This window comes from Pseudomonas sp. S2_E02 (assembly GCF_054668355.1).
In genome coordinates, this window is record NZ_CP162761.1 from 5,993,173 (window position 1) to 6,011,362 (window position 18,190).

Annotated in this window: 18 protein-coding genes; 6 read left to right on the forward strand and 12 right to left on the reverse strand. The window is 58.6% G+C overall.

Annotation, left to right across the window (positions count from 1 at the left end):
* The first annotated feature begins 49 nt into the window (after window positions 1-49).
* Window positions 50-964 carry a LysR family transcriptional regulator gene (locus AB4O01_RS26875; RefSeq protein WP_116254518.1) on the forward strand — a complete coding sequence of 305 codons (915 nt, stop codon included), beginning with the start codon at window positions 50-52 and terminating at the stop codon, window positions 962-964.
* Between the two features lie 111 nt (window positions 965-1,075).
* Here AB4O01_RS26875 and AB4O01_RS26880 read toward each other — a convergent pair whose 3' ends face one another.
* From AB4O01_RS26880 to AB4O01_RS26895, 4 genes are read right to left on the reverse strand one after another with little or no spacing between them, the layout of a single operon-like run.
* Complete coding sequence (locus tag AB4O01_RS26880) at window positions 1,076-1,552, reverse strand: DoxX family protein (RefSeq protein WP_099758192.1); 477 nt, start codon at window positions 1,550-1,552, stop codon at window positions 1,076-1,078.
* Entirely contained in the window at window positions 1,549-2,307 is a 759-nt protein-coding gene (locus tag AB4O01_RS26885; RefSeq protein ID WP_460090056.1) for an HvfC/BufC N-terminal domain-containing protein, read from the reverse strand. The genes AB4O01_RS26880 and AB4O01_RS26885 overlap by 4 nt, the downstream gene beginning before the upstream one ends.
* Window positions 2,304-3,191 carry an MNIO family bufferin maturase gene (gene bufB, locus AB4O01_RS26890; protein ID WP_460090057.1) on the reverse strand — a complete coding sequence of 296 codons (888 nt, stop codon included), beginning with the start codon at window positions 3,189-3,191 and terminating at the stop codon, window positions 2,304-2,306. The genes AB4O01_RS26885 and bufB overlap by 4 nt, the downstream gene beginning before the upstream one ends.
* 25 nt (window positions 3,192-3,216) lie before the next feature.
* Window positions 3,217-3,519, reverse strand: a complete 303-nt coding sequence (locus AB4O01_RS26895; protein ID WP_460090058.1) for a BufA1 family periplasmic bufferin-type metallophore — start codon at window positions 3,517-3,519, stop codon at window positions 3,217-3,219.
* A 267-nt stretch (window positions 3,520-3,786) separates the two neighbouring features.
* Here AB4O01_RS26895 and AB4O01_RS26900 point away from each other — a divergent pair, with 267 nt between their 5' ends.
* Both AB4O01_RS26900 and AB4O01_RS26905 read left to right on the forward strand, forming a co-directional pair.
* The gene (locus AB4O01_RS26900; RefSeq protein WP_460090059.1) at window positions 3,787-4,038 is read left to right on the forward strand and encodes a hypothetical protein; all 252 of its coding nucleotides are present in this window, start codon (window positions 3,787-3,789) and stop codon (window positions 4,036-4,038) included.
* A 32-nt stretch (window positions 4,039-4,070) separates the two neighbouring features.
* Window positions 4,071-4,337 (forward strand): acyl carrier protein, encoded by a 267-nt coding sequence (locus tag AB4O01_RS26905; RefSeq protein ID WP_437182479.1) that lies wholly within the window; start codon window positions 4,071-4,073, stop codon window positions 4,335-4,337.
* A 118-nt stretch (window positions 4,338-4,455) separates the two neighbouring features.
* Here the strand turns inward: AB4O01_RS26905 and AB4O01_RS26910 are convergent, their stop codons facing one another.
* The 5 genes from AB4O01_RS26910 to AB4O01_RS26930 form a co-directional block, all read right to left on the reverse strand.
* Window positions 4,456-5,157 (reverse strand): ABC transporter ATP-binding protein, encoded by a 702-nt coding sequence (locus AB4O01_RS26910; RefSeq protein ID WP_008082262.1) that lies wholly within the window; start codon window positions 5,155-5,157, stop codon window positions 4,456-4,458.
* The gene (gene livG, locus AB4O01_RS26915) at window positions 5,158-5,925 is read right to left on the reverse strand and encodes a high-affinity branched-chain amino acid ABC transporter ATP-binding protein LivG (RefSeq protein WP_041478028.1); all 768 of its coding nucleotides are present in this window, start codon (window positions 5,923-5,925) and stop codon (window positions 5,158-5,160) included. It abuts the gene before it with no gap.
* Window positions 5,922-7,178 (reverse strand): high-affinity branched-chain amino acid ABC transporter permease LivM, encoded by a 1,257-nt coding sequence (locus tag AB4O01_RS26920; RefSeq protein ID WP_093438700.1) that lies wholly within the window; start codon window positions 7,176-7,178, stop codon window positions 5,922-5,924. Before AB4O01_RS26920 ends, livG begins: the two co-directional genes overlap by 4 nt.
* On the reverse strand, window positions 7,175-8,098 hold the full coding sequence (gene livH, locus AB4O01_RS26925) for a high-affinity branched-chain amino acid ABC transporter permease LivH (RefSeq protein WP_007918526.1): 924 nt from the start codon (window positions 8,096-8,098) through the stop codon (window positions 7,175-7,177). Before livH ends, AB4O01_RS26920 begins: the two co-directional genes overlap by 4 nt.
* A 231-nt stretch (window positions 8,099-8,329) precedes the next feature.
* Window positions 8,330-9,457: a branched-chain amino acid ABC transporter substrate-binding protein gene (locus AB4O01_RS26930; RefSeq protein ID WP_460090061.1), complete on the reverse strand. Its 1,128-nt coding sequence runs from the start codon at window positions 9,455-9,457 to the stop codon at window positions 8,330-8,332.
* Window positions 9,458-9,809: 352 nt separating this feature from the next.
* On the opposite strand from AB4O01_RS26930, the gene AB4O01_RS26935 reads away from it, so the two are divergent.
* Window positions 9,810-10,130 carry a DUF2288 domain-containing protein gene (locus AB4O01_RS26935; RefSeq protein WP_093438691.1) on the forward strand — a complete coding sequence of 107 codons (321 nt, stop codon included), beginning with the start codon at window positions 9,810-9,812 and terminating at the stop codon, window positions 10,128-10,130.
* Window positions 10,131-10,410: 280 nt separating this feature from the next.
* On the opposite strand, the gene AB4O01_RS26940 is transcribed toward AB4O01_RS26935, so the two are convergent.
* On the reverse strand, window positions 10,411-12,609 hold the full coding sequence (locus AB4O01_RS26940) for a hypothetical protein (protein ID WP_093438686.1): 2,199 nt from the start codon (window positions 12,607-12,609) through the stop codon (window positions 10,411-10,413).
* 194 nt (window positions 12,610-12,803) lie between these two features.
* Between AB4O01_RS26940 and AB4O01_RS26945 the strand changes: the two genes are divergently transcribed.
* On the forward strand, window positions 12,804-13,700 hold the full coding sequence (locus AB4O01_RS26945) for an NAD(P)-dependent oxidoreductase (RefSeq protein ID WP_460090063.1): 897 nt from the start codon (window positions 12,804-12,806) through the stop codon (window positions 13,698-13,700).
* Here the strand turns inward: AB4O01_RS26945 and AB4O01_RS26950 are convergent.
* Complete coding sequence (locus tag AB4O01_RS26950; protein ID WP_460090064.1) at window positions 13,591-15,873, reverse strand: putative bifunctional diguanylate cyclase/phosphodiesterase; 2,283 nt, start codon at window positions 15,871-15,873, stop codon at window positions 13,591-13,593. The two genes, AB4O01_RS26945 and AB4O01_RS26950, sit on opposite strands and share 110 nt — an antisense overlap.
* A gap of 149 nt (window positions 15,874-16,022) precedes the next feature.
* Window positions 16,023-16,391: a YkgJ family cysteine cluster protein gene (locus AB4O01_RS26955; protein WP_034155003.1), complete on the reverse strand. Its 369-nt coding sequence runs from the start codon at window positions 16,389-16,391 to the stop codon at window positions 16,023-16,025.
* A gap of 301 nt (window positions 16,392-16,692) precedes the next feature.
* Between AB4O01_RS26955 and AB4O01_RS26960 the strand changes: the two genes are divergently transcribed.
* Window positions 16,693-18,042: a spinster family MFS transporter gene (locus tag AB4O01_RS26960; protein WP_194933818.1), complete on the forward strand. Its 1,350-nt coding sequence runs from the start codon at window positions 16,693-16,695 to the stop codon at window positions 18,040-18,042.
* The last annotated feature ends 148 nt before the right edge of the window (window positions 18,043-18,190 follow it).

An 18,190-nucleotide genomic window follows, 5' to 3' on the forward strand; every position in this document is an offset into this window, starting at 1 on the left:
GGATAAGCGCGCTAATAGGCAACCTTTGGTTTTCAAATGGAAACAATCCATGAGCGAAATGGATGATCTGGCGGCGTTCGCAGTGTTGATCGAAGCGGGCAGTTTTACCCTGGCGGCGCAGCAGTTGGGCTGCAGCAAGGGTCAGTTGTCCAAACGCATCAGTCAGCTCGAAGCACAGTTTTCCGTGGTGCTGCTGCAACGCACTACCCGGCGCTTGAGCCTGACCGCCGCCGGCGCAGCATTGTTGCCGCAGGCCCAGGCTTTGGTCGTCCAGGTGGAAAGGGCGCGTCAGGCCTTGGCGCGGTTGAAGGACGATATGGCCGGACCGGTGCGCATGACGGTGCCGGTGTCGCTGGGCGAAACCTTCTTCGATGGTCTGCTGTTGGAGTTCTCGCACAAATACCCCGAGGTGCAGATCGAGCTGGAGTTGAATAACAGTTACCGCGATTTGTCTCGGGACGGCTTTGATCTGGCGATCCGCAGCGAAGTGGCCAACGACGAGCGACTCGTCGCCAAACCGTTACTGGCATGGCAGGAAATGACCTGCGCGAGCCCGGCTTACCTCGAGCGCTTCGGTGAACCGTTGACGCCGCAGGCACTGGCCGAGCATCGGTGCTTACTCAACAGCCACTACAGCGGGCGTGAGGAATGGCTTTATCACCAGCAGCATGAATTGCTGCGGGTGCGGGTGTCGGGACCGTTTGCCAGCAACCATTACAGCTTGCTGAAGAAAGCCGCGCTTAGCGGCGCCGGTATCGCACGACTGCCTTCCTACTTGCTGCAAGCGGAATTGGCTGACGGTCGATTGCGCTGGCTCCTGCGCGATTTTCAGACCCGGCGCATGCCGATGTACCTGGTGCATCCGTATCAGGGCGGACTGCCGAAGCGCACGCAAGTACTCGCTGACTATCTGATCGGCTGGTTCAAACGCAGCGGTGAGGCGCTGGATCGCCTTCAGCGCTGACTTCATTCTCCTGTGGGAGCGAGCCTGCTCGCGAAAGCGGTTTCACAGACACTTCATGTGTTGACTGAACTAACGCATTCGCGAGCAGGCTCGCTCCCACAAGGATTTTGTTTATTTTGCGAAATGGCGGGCGATCAGATGATCAATCGACAACTTGCCTGGCCCCGTCGCCATCAGGTACAGCAACACCGCCGCCCAGGTGCCGTGGGTCGGATAGGCATCGGGATACACAAACAGTTGAATGGTCAGGGTCATCCCCAACAGGGCCAACGCCGAAAAACGCGTAGCGAAGCCGATCAGAATCAGCAGCGGAAAAAAGTGCTCGGCGAACGCGGCCATGTGCGCGGCAATCTCTGGCGACAATAACGGCACGTGGTATTCGCTCTTGAACAACGGAATCGTCGAGTCGGCCAGACGTGGCCAGCCGAGTTGAAAAGTGCCGTCAATCAAATCAATGGCCAAACCTTCAACCTTGGTCTGTCCTGATTTCCAGAACACCGCGGCAATCGAGAAACGCGCAATGAACGCGATCAGGCTGTGGGGGATTTTTTCCAGCAGCGCAATGGCGCGGGTGATGAGCGTTTTCATGGCAGTTCCTTGTTATTCAAGTGGGTAATGGCGTTGTGCGCGATCAGCAAGCCAAGGGTTTGCGCGAGGTCGAACTTAGGGCTGTTTTCCGCCGCTTTCAGCAGTGGCTGGCCATCGATCAGGTTGCGGATAAACGTACTGGCGCCGGGGTCAACGGCAAACACTTCGACGTCCAGGCCATTGCGCAACACCAGCGCGTGTTGCCTTTGGTTGATGTCGATGCCCTCCAGTGTCGTGTCGTGTTGATGTGCGCCCCAGATCGCCACCACGGCATAGGTTGAGTCGAGCAGGTGCAGGGAGGGATGAAGGTCGAGGCGCAGCTCACTCAGCGTTTGCGCATCAGTCAGTGCTGCCGTGATTTCTTCTGGCCGGACGGGCAGGGCGTCGGCGGCGTGATAGGCGAGGGTGCGCAGGTGCTCAAGGCGCGCCACGTCGGCCAGATAAGGCACGCTGCCGGCCGGTTCAAACGCTGCAATGAAGTCCGCCAATTGTTCGCCGTAGCGGCTCATCAACCGACTTTGCGGCGGTTGCTGTTGTACGAAAACGGCCGCCATGGCGCGGAAGAATTCTTCGCCCACCAATTGCGCAACCACCGGATAGCTGTCGCCCAACGCATTGCTCAGCGAGCCCTGCACGTTGTTGCGATACACCGCGAAACGGCTCGCCGGATCAGCGCCGTTGGCACTGCACAGACCTTCGGGGCAGGGCAGCCGCGTGTCGATGAGCGCAGCCGCGAAAGCGCGTTGAGTGCTCATGTGCGGCCTCCGGCCTCGCGCAAAAGCGCATCAGCCTGTTGCGCCTCGGACAGCAGCACCGTGAACGCCGGCACTTGATTGTCGCGTTCGATCAATGTCGCCACCGGGCCGGTGCGCTGCAGCACTTGCCGGTACAAACCCCAGACGGCTTGATCGATCGGCGCGCCGTGATCATCGATCAGCAAACGGTCGCCGAGGCTGTCGCTATCTTCGGCAAACCCGGCCAGGTGAATCTCGCCGACCCTGTGCAGGGGCAGGGCATTGAGATACGCCAGCGGATCACGCCGATGGTTCACACAGGAAACGTAGACATTGTTGACGTCGAGCAATAGGCCACAGCCGCAGCGGCGAATGACCTCTGCGATGAAGTCTGCCTCATCGATCGTCGAGCGCTCGAACGCCAGATAGGTTGCCGGATTCTCCAGCAGCATGGGTCGTTGCAGGGTGTTCTGCACCTGATCGATATGTTCGCAGACGCGGTTCAGCGTCGGCGTGTCATAGGCCAGTGGCAGCAGGTCATTGAGAAACACCGGGCCGTGGCTCGACCAGGCCAGATGTTCGGAAAAGGATTGCGGTTGATAGCGCCGAATCAGTTCGGCGAGGCGCTTGAGGTGCTGTTCATCCAGCGGCCCTTCAGCACCGATGGACAAGCCGACACCGTGTAGCGACAGCGGGTACTGCTCGCGGATCAAGCCGAGAAAATGATGAAACGGACCGCCGGCCACCATGTAGTTTTCAGCGTGGACTTCGAAGAAGCCGATGTCCGGTGATGAGCCGAGCACTTCACGAAAGTGCCCGGTCTTGAGTCCCAGCCCGGCACGGGGCGGGAGCCCGGTGAGGGCTGCCTGAGTGCGGGGTTGGGCATGGTCATTGAGGGTGAGCATGATCGTCACTCAGGCAGTTCGCGGATCAGGACTTGGCTTTGAACGCTTCCATCTGACCGAAACCGGTCGGCGAGGTCTTGCTCTCGGTGGTGGCGCAGGTGCCTTTCGGAACGAGTTTCCAGGCGTTGGCCTGGTAGTCCGTTTTCGACGTGCCGGCACAAGTGGTGCCTGCGCCTGCGGCGCAATCGTTGTGACCTTTCATGGCCACGCCGAAGCATTTTTCCATGTCGTCGGCGGCGTGGGCGGTGGAGACGGCGGCGATGCTCAGGGCAGAACCGAGGGCCAGAACCAGGGCAGTGGCGGACAGGGTGCGAGTGGTAGCAGTCATGATGTTTCTCCAGTCTTGTTCAGGGTTTTTACAAGCGGATTGCGCTTGCTTACCCCACTAGAGAACGCTCACTGCGATGCGTTACAGCAACGCTCAAATCTTTTCCAAAAGAACCAACGCACGTCGCCGGTGGGAGCAGAGATAGCCCGAGGGAATTGAATAATGGTTATCGTGAACGGTTATTAAAAACTGTCATTTCTGACAGTTGGCAGGGTTTTTCGACTGAGTATATTGGGCTTGTGGCGGTACACATCAGGGAGAAAGACCATGAATTTGTCCGAATTGAAAAAGCTCGTGCAAGCCAGGATCGACGAGAAGGCCAACATCATCCTGGATGAAAAGGTTGTTAATGACGGCGCTGCATTTGGTGAACTGCAGATCTATTTTTGCCTGCGTCGCATTCTGAATAAAAAAGCCACTCTTGAAGATTTTGGTGTCTTGCACGCGGTGAGTGATTTGCTGCAGGCGACGGGCGTTATTTCTGCGAATCAGACGCTGGGCTCAAGAGTTGTCCCCTGATTCGGGATGTTTCCTCGCGGCAGGAACAGTCAATGAAAAGTGAGGTGTTGGAAATGGACGATTTAGAGCAACGTGTTAGAGCGTTAGTTGCTGATCATTTGAGAATCGATGAGGACCAAGTCAAAAATGAAAGCAGCTTTGTCGGCGATCTGGGGATGGACCCAGTGGGCCGGGTGGAATTGGTGAACCTGTTGGGGGAAGAGTTTGGTGTGTCGATCGAAGACTCTGTAGCCGAAACTTTTACAACGGTGCAGGACGCGATCGTTATTGTTGTACGTTATCTAAAAGCAAATCAATGATCAGTACAACACGGCAACCTGTTATGCCCTGTGGGGAACCGCCGAGGGTTGCTGCTCACAGGGGAATGCCAAGCACAAAAAAACGGCCCGAAGGCCGTTTTTTGTTGGCTGAAACACATCAACCGCCGAGGTACGCCTCGCGTACTTTCGGGTCGGTCAGCAGCGCTTCACCGGTGCCTTGCATGACCACACGGCCGTTCTCCAGAACGTAGGCGCGGTCAGCGATTTTCAGCGCCTGGTTGGCGTTCTGCTCGACCAGGAACACCGTCACACCATCCTTGCGCAGCATTTCGATGATGTCGAAAATCTGCTGGATGATGATCGGTGCCAGGCCCAGCGACGGCTCGTCAAGCAGCAGCAGTTTTGGCTTGCTCATCAGCGCGCGGCCGATGGCGAGCATTTGCTGTTCGCCGCCGGACATGGTGCCGCCGCGCTGGTTGAAGCGTTCTTTCAGGCGCGGGAACAGGCCAAGAACCTTGTCCATTTGTTCCTGATAGTCGCCCTTGTCGGTGAAGAAGCCGCCCATGGAGAGGTTTTCTTCAACGGTCAGACGGGCGAATACCCGACGACCTTCCGGCACCACCGCGATGCTCTTGCGCATGATCTGCGACGAGTCCTGGCCGACCAGTTCCTCACCCATGTAGCGGATGCTGCCGCTGTGCGCTTGCGGTGAACCGCAGAGCGTCATCAGCAGCGTGGACTTGCCGGCACCGTTGGCACCGATCAGGGTCACGATCTCGCCCTGACGGACTTCGACGTTGACGCTGTGCAGGGCCTGGATCTTGCCGTAGAAGGTGGAAACGTTTTCGAACTGCAGCATTTACGCTTCCCCCAGGTAGGCTTTGATCACTTCAGGATTGTCGCGGATCTGTTCCGGTGTGCCGTCGGCCAGAGGCGTGCCCTGGTTGATCACGACGATGTGGTCGGAAATGCTCATGACCAGTTTCATGTCGTGTTCGATCAGCAGCACGGTGACGTTGTGCTCTTCACGCAGCACGCCGATCAGCGCCTTGAGGTCTTCGGTTTCCTTCGGGTTCAGACCGGCCGCCGGTTCGTCGAGCATGAGGATCCGTGGACGGGTCATCATGCAGCGAGCGATTTCCAGACGCCGTTGCTGACCGTAGGCCAGGGTGCCGGCGGTACGGTTGGCGAACTCTTTGAGGTTGACCTTTTCCAGCCAGTACTCGGCAAATTCCATGGCCTCGCGCTCGCTTTTGCGGAACGCCGGGGTCTTGAACAGACCGGCCAGGAAGTTGGTGTTCAGGTGACGGTGCTGGGCGATCAACAGGTTTTCGACCGCCGTCATGTCCTTGAACAACCGCACGTTCTGGAAGGTGCGCACCACGCCTTTGAGGGCGATCTTGTGGCCCGGCAGGCCTTGGATCGGCTCGCCGTCCAGCAGGATGCTGCCGCCGGTGGGCTGATAGAAACCGGTCAGGCAGTTGAACACAGTGGTCTTGCCCGCACCGTTCGGCCCGATCAATGCAACCACCTGTTTCTCTTTGACGGTCAGGGCCACACCGTTGACCGCCAGCAAGCCGCCGAAGCGCATGCTCAGGTTTTCGACTTTAAGAATCTCGCGGCTCATTTTCGCAACTCCATGTGTGGGCGTTGCATCGGCAGCAGACCTTGTGGACGCCAGATCATCATCAACACCATCAGGGCGCCGAACATCAACATCCGGTACTCGCTGAACTCACGCATCATTTCCGGCAACAGGATCATCACCACGGCCGCGAGAATCACGCCCAGTTGCGAGCCCATGCCACCCAGCACGACGATGGCGAGGATGATCGCCGACTCGATGAAGGTGAACGACTCCGGCGTCACCAGACCCTGACGTGCAGCGAAGAAGCTACCGGCGAAACCGGCGAACGCAGCGCCGAGGGTGAAGGCGGACAGCTTGATGATCGTCGGATTCAGCCCCAGCGCACGGCAAGCGATTTCGTCTTCACGCAGCGCTTCCCATGCACGGCCGATCGGCATGCGCAGCAGGCGGTTGATGACGAACAGCGCCGCCAGCGCCAGCAACAGGGCAACGAGGTAGAGGAAGATCACCTTGTTGATCGAGTTGTATTGCAGGCCGAAATACTCGTGGAAGGTTTGCATGCCTTCCGCAGCTTTGCGTTCGAAGGTCAGACCGAAGAACGTCGGTTTCTCGATGTTGCTGATGCCGTTCGGACCGCCAGTGATGTCGGTCAGGTTACGCAGGAACAGACGGATGATCTCGCCGAAGCCGAGGGTTACGATCGCCAGATAGTCACCGCGCAAACGCAACACCGGGAAGCCCAGCAGGAAACCGAACGTCGCCGCCATCAGGCCGGCAATCGGCAGGCAGATCCAGAAGCTCAGGCCGTAGTAGTGCGACAGCAGCGCGTAGCTGTAGGCGCCGACGGCGTAGAAGCCGACGTAACCGAGGTCAAGCAGACCGGCCAGACCGACGACGATGTTCAGGCCGAGGCCGAGCATCACGTAGATCAGGATCAGCGTCGCGATGTCCACCGCGCCACGCGAGCCGAAGAACGGCCACACCAGCGCCACCAGAATCAGCGCAATGATGAAATAGCGCTGGGTGGTCGGCAGGGTCAGGAAGTTGCTGGCCTTGGCCGGAATCAGCGGCAAGCCCGGCGAGGATCGCCAGGCCTTGCTGATCTGCTGATTGAACAGCACGCGCAGGAACATCAGTACCGAGCAGATGGCGATGGTCGCCAGCACGGCCGGGCTGGTGTTGTGCACTTCCAGGTTGATGCCGACGATGGTCAGTTTCAAACCGAGTACCGGGTAGGCCACGGCCCACACCAGCAAAGCGCTGAACAGCGCCTGTTTAAGATTCCTAGTCATACTTTCTCAACCTCCGGACGGCCCAGAATGCCGGTCGGACGGAACAACAGCACCAGAACCAACAAGCCGAAAGCCACGACGTCCTTGTACTGGTCGCCGAAGATATCGGCACCAAAGGCTTCCGCCACCCCAAGCACCAGCCCGCCGAGCATGGCGCCGGGGATGCTGCCGATACCGCCCAGTACCGCTGCGGTGAAGGCTTTGAGGCCGACGAGGAAACCGGCGTTCGGGTTGATTACGCCGTACTGCATGCTCAGCAGCACAGCCGCAACGGCCGCCAGCGCGGCACCGATGACGAAGGTCAGGGCAATGATGTTGTTGGTGTTGATGCCGAGCAGGTTGGCCATCTTGATGTCTTCGGCGCAGGCGCGGCAGGCGCGACCCAGGCGAGAGCGGGAGATGAACAGGGTCAGGCCGAGCATGGCGATCAGGGTCACCACGAACACCACGATCTGCATGTAGGAAATCAGCACTTCTTGTGCGCCACCTGGGCCGAAGGCAATGTTGCCCGGAATCAGGTTGGGGATAGCTTTGTCCTTGGAGTCTTGCGCCAGCAGAACGGTGTTCTGCAGGAAGATCGACATACCGATCGCGGAAATCAGCGGGATCAGACGGTTGCTGCCGCGCAACGGGCGGTAGGCAATGCGTTCGATGCTGTAACCGTAGGAACTGGTGACGACGATGCTGGCGATAAACGCTGCGGTCATCAACAGCGGGACACTGTCGAGTCCCATCATGGTCAGCCCGGCGATGGCGATGAACGCCACGTAGGAACCGATCATGTACACCTCGCCGTGGGCGAAGTTGATCATTCCAATGATGCCGTAAACCATCGTGTAGCCGATGGCGATCAGGGCATACATGCTGCCAACGTTCAGGCCGTTAACCAGCTGTTGGAAGAAGTGATAGATGTCAGGCATTACAGCGCTCCTAAAAACCTGATACGCATTTCACTGGTGGAGTCATTTTCCCGCCCGGCCCCGTGGATCTTTATCCACTTCGAATCCGGGTTTTGCCAGCGAACCGCTGATGACGGTTTTGAGATTTTCAGGTGGGGAGACTGGCGGATCACGCCAGCGCGGCCCAATACATTCGTAAAACAAAGCCCACGGCACGCCGTGGGCTTTATTGGCAGTCAGTCAGGCAGCGCCTTACTGAGGCGACACTTCGGTTTTCGGCTTGCCGTTGTGCCACTCGTAGACCACGAATTTGAAGTCTTTCAAGTCGCCCTTGGCGTCGAAGCTCAGCTCGCCAGTAGGCGTCTTGAAGGTGCCGGCGTGAATGGCTTCAGCCACTTTCGCCGCGTCTTCGGACTTGGCTGCCTTGATGCCTTCGGCAATCACTTCAACCGCCGAGTAGGAAGGGAACACGAACGGGCCGCTCGGGTCTTCTTTCTTCGCCTTGAAAGCATCGGCCAGGGCAATGTTGGCTGGATCCTGGTCGAAGGATTTCGGCAGGGTCACCAGCAGGCCTTCGGCGGCGTCTTTGGCGATCTGGGTGATCGAGTCGTTACCCACGCCTTCCGGACCCATGAACTTGGCTTTCAGGCCTTTTTCCTGGGCTTGACGCAGAATCAGACCCAGCTCCGGGTGGTAGCCGCCGTAGTAAACGAAGTCGACGTTGGCTTGTTTGAGTTTGGCGATGATCGCCGAGAAGTCTTTGTCGCCGGCGTTGACGCCTTCGAACACGGCAACCTTGGTGCCTTTCTTCTCGAGGGTCGATTTCACGGCGGTGGCGATGCCTTCACCGTACTGCTGTTTGTCGTGCAGCACGCCAACGATTTTCGGTTTGACGTGATCGGCAATGTAGTTACCGGCGGCAGGGCCCTGGGCGCTGTCGAGACCGATGGTGCGGAAGATCATTTTGTAACCACGGGCGGTGATGTCCGGGCTGGTAGCAGCCGGGGTGATCATGATCACGCCTTCGTCTTCGTAGATGTCCGAAGCCGGTTGAGTGGAGCTGGAGCACAGGTGACCAACCACGAACTTGACGCCGTCGTTGACGACCTTGTTCGCGACCGCTACCGCTTGTTTCGGATCGCAGGCATCGTCGTATTCAACGGCTTCGAGCTTCTTGCCGTCGACGCCGCCCTTGGCGTTGATTTGCTCGATGGCCATTTTCGCGCCACTGAACTGCATGTCGCCGTACTGGGCTACAGGACCGGTTTTAGGACCGGCGATACCGATTTTGATGGTGTCAGCTGCGAACGAATGGCTGGCAACCCCGGCCAGAACCATAGCGGCAAACAGTTTGGAAATCTGCTTAGTAGCCTTAGTCATAGTGCTCCACTCTTACTGTTGTAATTTTTTTGAGTTCTGGCGCCGTAGCAGCAGAACCGGGTCAGATATCTTTGCGATACCCTCCGGAAATGCCCCCGGCAACTGTACCGGTACAGTGTAGAGCGCCGGTTGTCAGCCTGGGAAGCGGGCGCCGAGGGGCAAAACTTCGGGGTGTCGCATTTTTGAATGAAAAAGACAGAATTGCGGCGGGGCGTTCGTGGGCATATATCCCAATCAGCAGCATTCCCTGGCGTTCCTGCTCTTTTCGTTCGGTGCAGCCATTTGCAACCGGGTTTTGCTGACGGACCACCGACGTTATTATTCGCGTCGATTTCTTTTCCGGACAGCACCCATGAATCAAGAACCTAGCACCCTCTATGCCAAGCTGCTTGGTGAAACCGCATCTATTACCTGGAAAGAGTTGGAGCCGTTCTTCGCCAAGGGTGCCCTATTGTGGGTCGACCCTGCGCTGGATTTGATCGCCGCTGCCGAGGCCGTGGCGTCGGATGATGGCGAGAAAGTGGCTGCCTGGCTGGCCGAAGACAAGGTCGCCAAGCTCTCTGAAACGCGGGCGCTGGATCTTTTCGAACGTGATCCGTCGTTGTGGGCGGTGGTGGTTTCGCCGTGGATTATGATCCAGGAAAGGGCAGGCACTTCTGCTGCTGCACCTTGATGGTGCGAACGGTCATCAGCGAAAAGTGTGTAGCGGAGTAGCGTGATGGCACGTTGCCGTAGAGAAACGCCACAGGCGCGGGCGGGCTCACGGTGACGTAAACGTAACGGGAACAGTTTAGTAAGCAGCCTAACGGCTGCTTAATTGTTTCTGGATCTTGGAAAGGCCGAAATCTTCAGGGAATCGGCTGACCCCTTCGCGAGCAAGCTCGCTCCCACAGGGGAACGCATTCCAAATGTGGGAGCGAGCTTGCTCGCGAAGGGGGCGACTCGGTCGTGGATCAGACCGTGAATGATTTGCCGGTATGGTTATTGAGGGAAATAACCTTGGTCTTGCCAATCCGGTGACGATAGATCTCGCGCAAATACTTGATCGACTTCTTCACGCAATCACGCGACAAACGAATGTCGTTGATCGAGACAAACTTCTCTTTGTCGTTGATCAACTCGCGGTACTTCTTCTCGTACATCGGTTTTATCGCGTACCAGTTAGTGTCGAGGATCTTCGCCGGGTTCTCGAATTCGTTGAGCAGGTCGTCGATGCGGTCTTCGTCGAACTCTTCGTTGATGATGAAATCGAGGATCGAGTTGTCCAGGGTCTCGTCGAAACGGTACGGGTTCTTCGCGAAGCAGCGCTTGATGAACGCCACGATCAAGGTCAGGAAGTCATCCGACAGGCACGGGCTCTTGGCGATCAACGTGGTCAGCGAGAGGTTGGCCGAGGCGCCGATCACCAGTGCGTAACGCTTGAGCGTGGTATTCGGGAACAGGCTGTTGAGGTGAGTCTTCAACCGGTTCAGGTCCATGTACGACAGCTTGTAGTCTTTCGGCAACGAGACAATCGAGACCACCGACGAGCAGTTCTTGAAGAAGTGCAGGTCGTGCAGTGCGGCGGCGTCGTAGCCGGAATTCTTGTACTGCTCCAGCGAAGCGCGATAACGCTTGGACTCGATCGGCAACAGACTGATGCCTTCAATCGCCTGGGTCACTTTGTTGAAGTGCGGCAGGTCGATCGAGCGGAAGAAGAGGTCGTCGATGTTCAGGCGCTGCGGCTCTTTGTCGAACACCTTGAACTTGTCGCTGCTCGGCGGCGGGGTTTCCGGCACCACCGATTCGGCGTAGGCAATTGCCACCGGGCCAGCCAGACTCATGAACAGGTCGTTGGCGTCGAGGCGAATGGTTTCGCCGATGTCGATGCCGGCGCGGCGGAAGTAGTTCTGGTCGTAGTCCGTGGTGACGGCCTGCGCTGTCAGAATGTTGAAGATCTGCTGCGAGATGTACTGGTTGGCGTGCTTCTCCATCGCATTGACATCAATGTTCTGGATGTTGCCGTCATCGCTTTCTTCGGCGTAACGCATGATGTCGTTGGAGATCAGCATCATCGCGTTCCAAGGGCGGATACGGCCCATGACGCTGGCTTCGCTGCTGTCTTCATTGGCGAAGTTGTAGGAGAAATCCCATTCTTCCGAAAGGTATTTGCACAGCAGGCGACCGGCGTTGATGTGCAGCGCCTCGGACATTTCGCTGCGGTGATCGGAAATGTTCGGCAGCACGCAGATGCCGCTGGTGAAGATCGGTTCGAACACGAACGAATGCCCGCTCTTGCCGTCATGCTCATCCATCGGCTTGGTGTCGAACGTCTTGTTCATGTACGAGTGCTGCTGCGCCAGGCCGAATTCCGAGGCCATGCCGGAACCGGTACCGCCGCCGGCACTGAAGATCGAGAAATACAGGCGCGACTGGTTGGCCTTGATGCCGCAGCTGTCGATCAGGTACGAATGGATCATTTTCCAGTCAGGGCTGGAGAAACGCTGGGTGTCCTTGTTGAGGATGATCTTCGCCAGATACTGGCCGAGGATCGGCGCGTTACCGGCGCCACCGGCGTGGACTTCGGACAAGTCCATGATCTTCATTTTGCTGTAGTCGCGCAGGAAGCCGCTTTTCTCGCCCTTGCGCGAGAAACGGATGCGCCCGGCGATGTCCTTGTCGAGGTCGCCGAGCATCACCAGCGGTTCGACCAGGAACACCGGTTTGGTCGATTTGTTCGGGCCGATGCGCAGGTTGTTCTTGATCCACTGGGCCGGGCTGTAGCCCTTGTCGGCCAGACGCCGATCTGCCGCGCGGTCTTCGTTGTTGAATTCGTTGAGGTAAAACTTGCGCGCGTTGTACACCAGCTCCGCGACATCGAGCGCGATGTTGGAGCCGCAGCGACCGAGGCCGATCAGGCACACCGACGGGAATTCCTGATCGTTGTGCTGTTCGTTATCGCCTTCCAGGTGCGGCGGGCGCGGGAACACCAGATCACGCAAACCGTCGAGATTGTCGAGGATGCGGTCGGTATTGGTTTCGGTGAAGTACAGGTATTGCTGAGTCGACAGCGGGCGCGACGGCAGCAATGGCTTCGACGGTGACGGGCTGTTGGCGGCGGGGCTCAAAGTCAGATCGGATACCGCAGTGGCGGGATTGTTTTTAGAAGTCATTGTGCGCCATATACCTGGACTGGGTTGGCTCGCGGGCTTTTGCCTGCGAACCTCACGGAATAAGATCTCGCGTCTTTGTGCGCGAATTGAGCCCGAGCATCAGGTTTTTGGCCTGACTGTCGCTGGGGGGAATCCTTTCCTGATCGTTGATGAATCGGCCATTATTCGGCGATCTTTAATCGAAAAGAGGCAAAATGATGTCAACGCTACCTTCGTTGGGGTTCGCCGGAATCGGTCTGATGGGCCTGCCCATGTGCCGGCGTCTGTTGGCGGCGGGTTATCCGCTGACCGTGTGGAACCGCAACCCGGCCAAGTGCGGGCCATTGGTCGAGGCCGGCGCGCGACAGGTAGCGAGCCCCGCTGAACTGTGCGAACACGCCGACGTGGTGATGCTGTGTCTGGCCGACACGGCGGTGGTTCGCCAGGTGGTTTTTGGTGCTGAAGGTATCGCCGAAGGCGCGAAAAACGGCCAGTTGCTGGTGGACTTTTCCAGCCTTGAGCCGACCGCCACGCGCGAGATGGCCACAGAACTGGCGGAGAAAACCGGCATGGCCTGGCTGGATTCACCGGTGTCCGGCGGCGTGGTCGGTGCCGAGGCGGGCAGTCTGGCAATCATGGTCGGTGGTAACGCTGCGGATCTTGAGCGGGTGCGCTCGGTGTTGCTCAATCTCGGTCAGCGCGTCACGCACATGGGCGGCATCGGTGCGGGGCAGGTGACCAAGGCCTGCAATCAGATGATCGTCGCCTGCAACGCGCTGGTGATTGCCGAGGTGGTGGCGCTCGCCGAGCAAGCGGGGGTCGATGCGAGCCTGATCGCCGAAGCGCTGGCCGGTGGTTTTGCCGACTCCAAACCGTTGCAGATCCTCGCCCCGCAAATGGCTGACAGCCGTTTCGAACCGATCAAATGGCACGTGCGCACATTGCTCAAGGATCTCGACACCGCCGTCAAATTCTCCCGCGAACAGGGTTCGGCGACGCCGATCAGCGGATTGGCCGCACAACTGATGCGCCTGCATGGGGCGCAAGGCTATTTGGCGCAGGATCCAGCGACACTGGTGCAAATGTACCGCGCGCCAGAATCAGCGGATTGACCGTGTGTGAATGCTTGCGCTGATTGATTTCTTCCAGCACCGGGCGCAACTCGTCCAGCGGCACGGGGCGACTGAGCAGGTAACCCTGGATGAAATCGCAGCCCGAGCGTTCAAGGAATTCGTACTGCTCCAGACTTTCGACGCCTTCGGTCACCACCTGCAAGTGCAGAGTGTGGGCCATGACGATGATCGCCTGGACGATCTCCATGTCGGCGGTCGCCGTGGGAATGTCGAGGATAAACGAGCGGTCGATTTTCAGGGTGTTGAGCGGCAGGCGTTTGAGGTAGGCCAGCGAGGAATAACCGGTGCCGAAGTCGTCGATCGACAGTGAGACGCCAAGCGCGCGGATCTGTCTCAGCAATACCAGGGTGTTGGCAATGTTGCCCATCAACGCGTTTTCGGTGACTTCCAGTTCCAGCCGTCCCGGCGCCACCCCGGCGGTGCGTAATGCGCTTTCGATTTCCGTGGCCAGTTCTTCCCGGGCGAGGTTGAGCGGTGAGCAGTTCCAGGCAATTTTCAGTTCTTCGCAGCCATGCCGCGAGAGTTCGCCCAGATCCTTGCAGGCCCGGCGCAGCACCCAATTATCCAGCTCGGCAATCAGGCCGTTATTTTCAGCGATGGAGATAAAGCGATCCGGGGTCAGCAACCCGTGCAGTGGATGCTGCCAGCGGATCAGTGCTTCAAGCTTGGTGACGCGGCCGGTCTTCAGTTCGAAGATTGGTTGGTAATACAGCGTCAGGCCGTTTTCTTCGCGCAAAGCGTGGCGCAATTCTTCTTCCAGTTGCAGCTCGAAGCTGGCGCGGGTCTTGAGGTTGGAACTGAAAAAATGCAGGCCGTTGCGCCCCGCGCCTTTGGATTGATACAGCGCCAGATCCGCGTGTTTGAGCAATTCTTCGCAGGTGCTGCCATCCTCCGGAAACAGACTGATGCCGATGCTGGTGGTCATCACCATGCGGCGTCCGGCCAGTTCGATCGGCTCCTTCATCTTGAGCATGATGCGCTGGGCCATGTTGCGGGCTTCTTCGCGGTCACGCAGGTTGATGAGGATGCAGAACTCGTCGCCGCCGAAACGCGCGACCACGTCTTCATGGCTGCGCACCGAGCCTTTGATGTGCTGGGCGATGACTTTGAGCAGTTCGTCACCGGCGTCATGGCCGAGGCTGTCGTTGATCCGCTTGAAGTGGTCGATGTCGAGAAACATCACCGCGAGCATGCCGCCTTCGCTGGTTTTCTGGCTGAGTTTCTCGGCGAAGATCTGGTTGAAACCGCGCCGGTTGATCAGGTTGGTCAGTGCGTCGTAGTTGGCCGCTTGTTGCAGCGACATGCGCGCCTGATCGAGCTGGCTGAGCAGGGCGTTGACGCGGCGCAGGTCCTCTTCTTTGTTCTGCAGTTTCTTGTCGGCCAGCGCCGCACTGATCGCACTGCCAAGGATCAGCAGGATGATCAGCGCCACGGTCAGGCCCAGTTGCAGATGCCCGTTATCGCCGCCGCTCGCTGTCGGGCCTCCCTCGGGAAGAACCAGATCCAGCGCAGCCATGCCGGTGAAATGCATGCTGATGATGCCGGCGCCGAGAATCAGCGCAGCGCCGTACTTGAGCAAATGATGCGCCACGCCGCTGCCTTCGCTCAGATAGCGGGCCACCCACAGCGCGGCGAAACTGGCGCCGATGGCGATCGCCACAGACAGCGCGAACAGTCCTGGCTGATAGTAGGCGGTGGCGCTCGACTTCATCGCCGCCATGCCAACGTAATGCATGCCGGCGATGCCCAGGCCGATGACAAACGCGGTTTTCAAGCAATGCAACGCACTCGGCTGCGCTTCGCTCAAAGTTTGCATGGCCAGCCAAGAGGCGAGCAGGGCGATCAGCAACGAGAAAAGGGTGATGCCAAGGTCGTACTGAATGTCGATCGGTGTCTGGAAAGCCAGCATGCCGATAAAATGCATGGCCCAGATGCCGCCAGCCAGGCAGGTCGCGCCGATCCAGCGCCAGCTCCGCCGCGATCCCGGATCTTCGGCATTTACAACGCGCTCAGCCATATCCAGAGTGGCGAAACTGGCTGCGCAGGCGACCAGATACGCAACCATCACCAGGAGAGGGTTGTGACTGCAATCGAGGATGACCTGCCCGCTCTCCGGCAGCTCGGCAACAAACTGCAAACCAAGCCACTCCATAGCATGCCCCGTCTCTGAAGTCGTCCCGAGTGCGCGTTGAACGCAGTTGAATGTCAGGAGTATAGAGGCCGATTTCGGCGTGCAAGCGGTAGTGGCACATTGGCGCTAATGATTTTGGCATTAGCGTCATAGCGATTGGCGCTAAAAGCTTAAGCGATCTGTTCGAAAGGGATTTGCGCCCAATCGGGTTGCAGGGGCGGCAAGCCGAAACGCGCGCGGGCCTTATCGCAATCGACATTCTGCTCGCCGTTTTCCCATGACGACTCGAATTCGCGGCAGGGGCTGGAGCGCAGTTCATAAATCGAGCACTTCACCTCGCTGCCGACTTCACCGACCAACGCTGTGCAACGCGGCGATTTGCAGTCGGTGCCGTTCATCGCCACCCGGCTGGGGCTGATCTGTGTGACCAGTTCATCAGGCACCGTGCCGCCGGAAGATGCGCACTCACCCCAAAAGAAAGACACGCGAAAATGGGAACAGCAGGCACCGCAATTCAGACACGGACTGACTTCAGACATGGGCGAGGGTATCAAAGGGATTGATCGGGAGATCCGGACGGATCCGGCGGCCATTCTAGGCTTTGCCGCAGACTTGGGAAGGGGGGCAGGAAACTATTTTTTTGTGGCAAGGTTTTGCCGCAAAAGCCCCGGTTTTCGGGGGATTTCAGGCTTATCAAGGGCTTACGTTTCGTTACAGTGCCATGGGCCGATATCAGGCAGACGAATGATCACAGACAGCCTTTGCGCGGCTGACTAGATTGCAGGTTCCGGGCTCGGATGCGGTGGCAGTGAAGCCCTATAACAATAAAGAGACGGACCCATGCAGAACTCGACCCAAGCGGCGAATGCCTGGCGCATTCTGTTCCTGCTGTTCCTCGCCAACCTGTTCAACTTTTTCGACCGCACCATTCCGGCGATCATCATCGAGCCGATCCGCATGGAATGGCACCTCAGTGACTTTCAACTGGGCATCGTCGGAACCGCATTCACCATTGTTTACGCGATTGCCGGTCTGCCGCTGGGGCGGATGGCCGATACCGGTTCGCGCAGCAAGCTGATGGGCTGGGGCCTGGCAACGTGGAGTGCGCTGACGGCAGTCAACGGCTTGGTCGGCAGTTTCTGGAGCTTCCTGATCGTGCGCATGGGCATCGGCATCGGTGAAGCCAGTTATGCGCCGGCGGCCAACTCGCTGATCGGTGATTTGTTTCCGGCTCATCGTCGGGCGCGGGCGATGGGCATTTTCATGCTCGGTTTGCCGTTAGGGCTGCTGCTGGCGTTTTTCACCATCGGGGCGATGGTCAAGGCGTTCGACAGCTGGCGTGCGCCGTTCTTTATTGCCGCAGTACCAGGGCTGATCCTGGCGATTTTCATGTTCTTCATTAAAGAGCCGAAGCGCGGGGCGGCGGAAACCGTGCAGGTCTCGCAAGAAAAAGTCGACAAGCCGATCCGGCGGATTCTCGCAGTGCCGACTTTTCTCTGGCTGGTGATGGCCGGGTTGTGCTTCAACTTTGCCACGTATGCCTGTAACTCGTTTCTGGTGCCGATGCTGCAACGCTATTTCCTCATGCCGTTGCAGGAAGCGGCGGTGGCCACCGGAGTTATCGTTGGCGTGACCGGGCTGGTCGGCTTGACCCTGGGCGGCTGGATTGCCGACAAGATTCACCAGCGTGTGGCTAACGGGCGGCTGCTGTTTGCGGCGTTCAGTCTGATTATCTCGACCTTGTGCACGGCGTGGGCGCTGCATTCCGGGCGGATCGAGATTGGCGTGTTTGTCGCGGTGTTCAGTGTCGGCTGGCTGTTCGCCTACAACTTCTACACCTGCGTTTATACGGCGATTCAGGACGTGGTCGAACCGCGCCTGCGAGCGACGGCGATGGCGTTGTTCTTCGCCGGGTTGTATCTGCTGGGCGGCGGTCTTGGACCGGTGGTGGTAGGGGGCTTGTCGGATCATTTTGCGCACACGGCGATGCTGGCGGCTGGGGCGGAGCAGATGACCGAAGCGTTCAAGGCAGTCGGGCTGCATGATGCGATGTACCTGATTCCGGTGGCGCTGTTTTTGACCATGGTGTTTCTGTTTCTGGCGGCGCGGTGTTTTGTGCGCGATGCGCAGCGGATGAAGGAGGGGTTGGTGGCGGTGGTTGAGCCAGAAGTTGCAGCGGCGACGGCATGATGATCGTTCCCACGCTCTGCGTGGGAACGCAGCCCGGGACGCTCTGCGTCCCTTTCCGGAGCTGGAACGCGGAGCGTCCCCTGAGGCATTCCCACGCAGAGCGTGGGAACGATCTACGGCAAACAAAAAAGGCCCGCATCACTGTGGG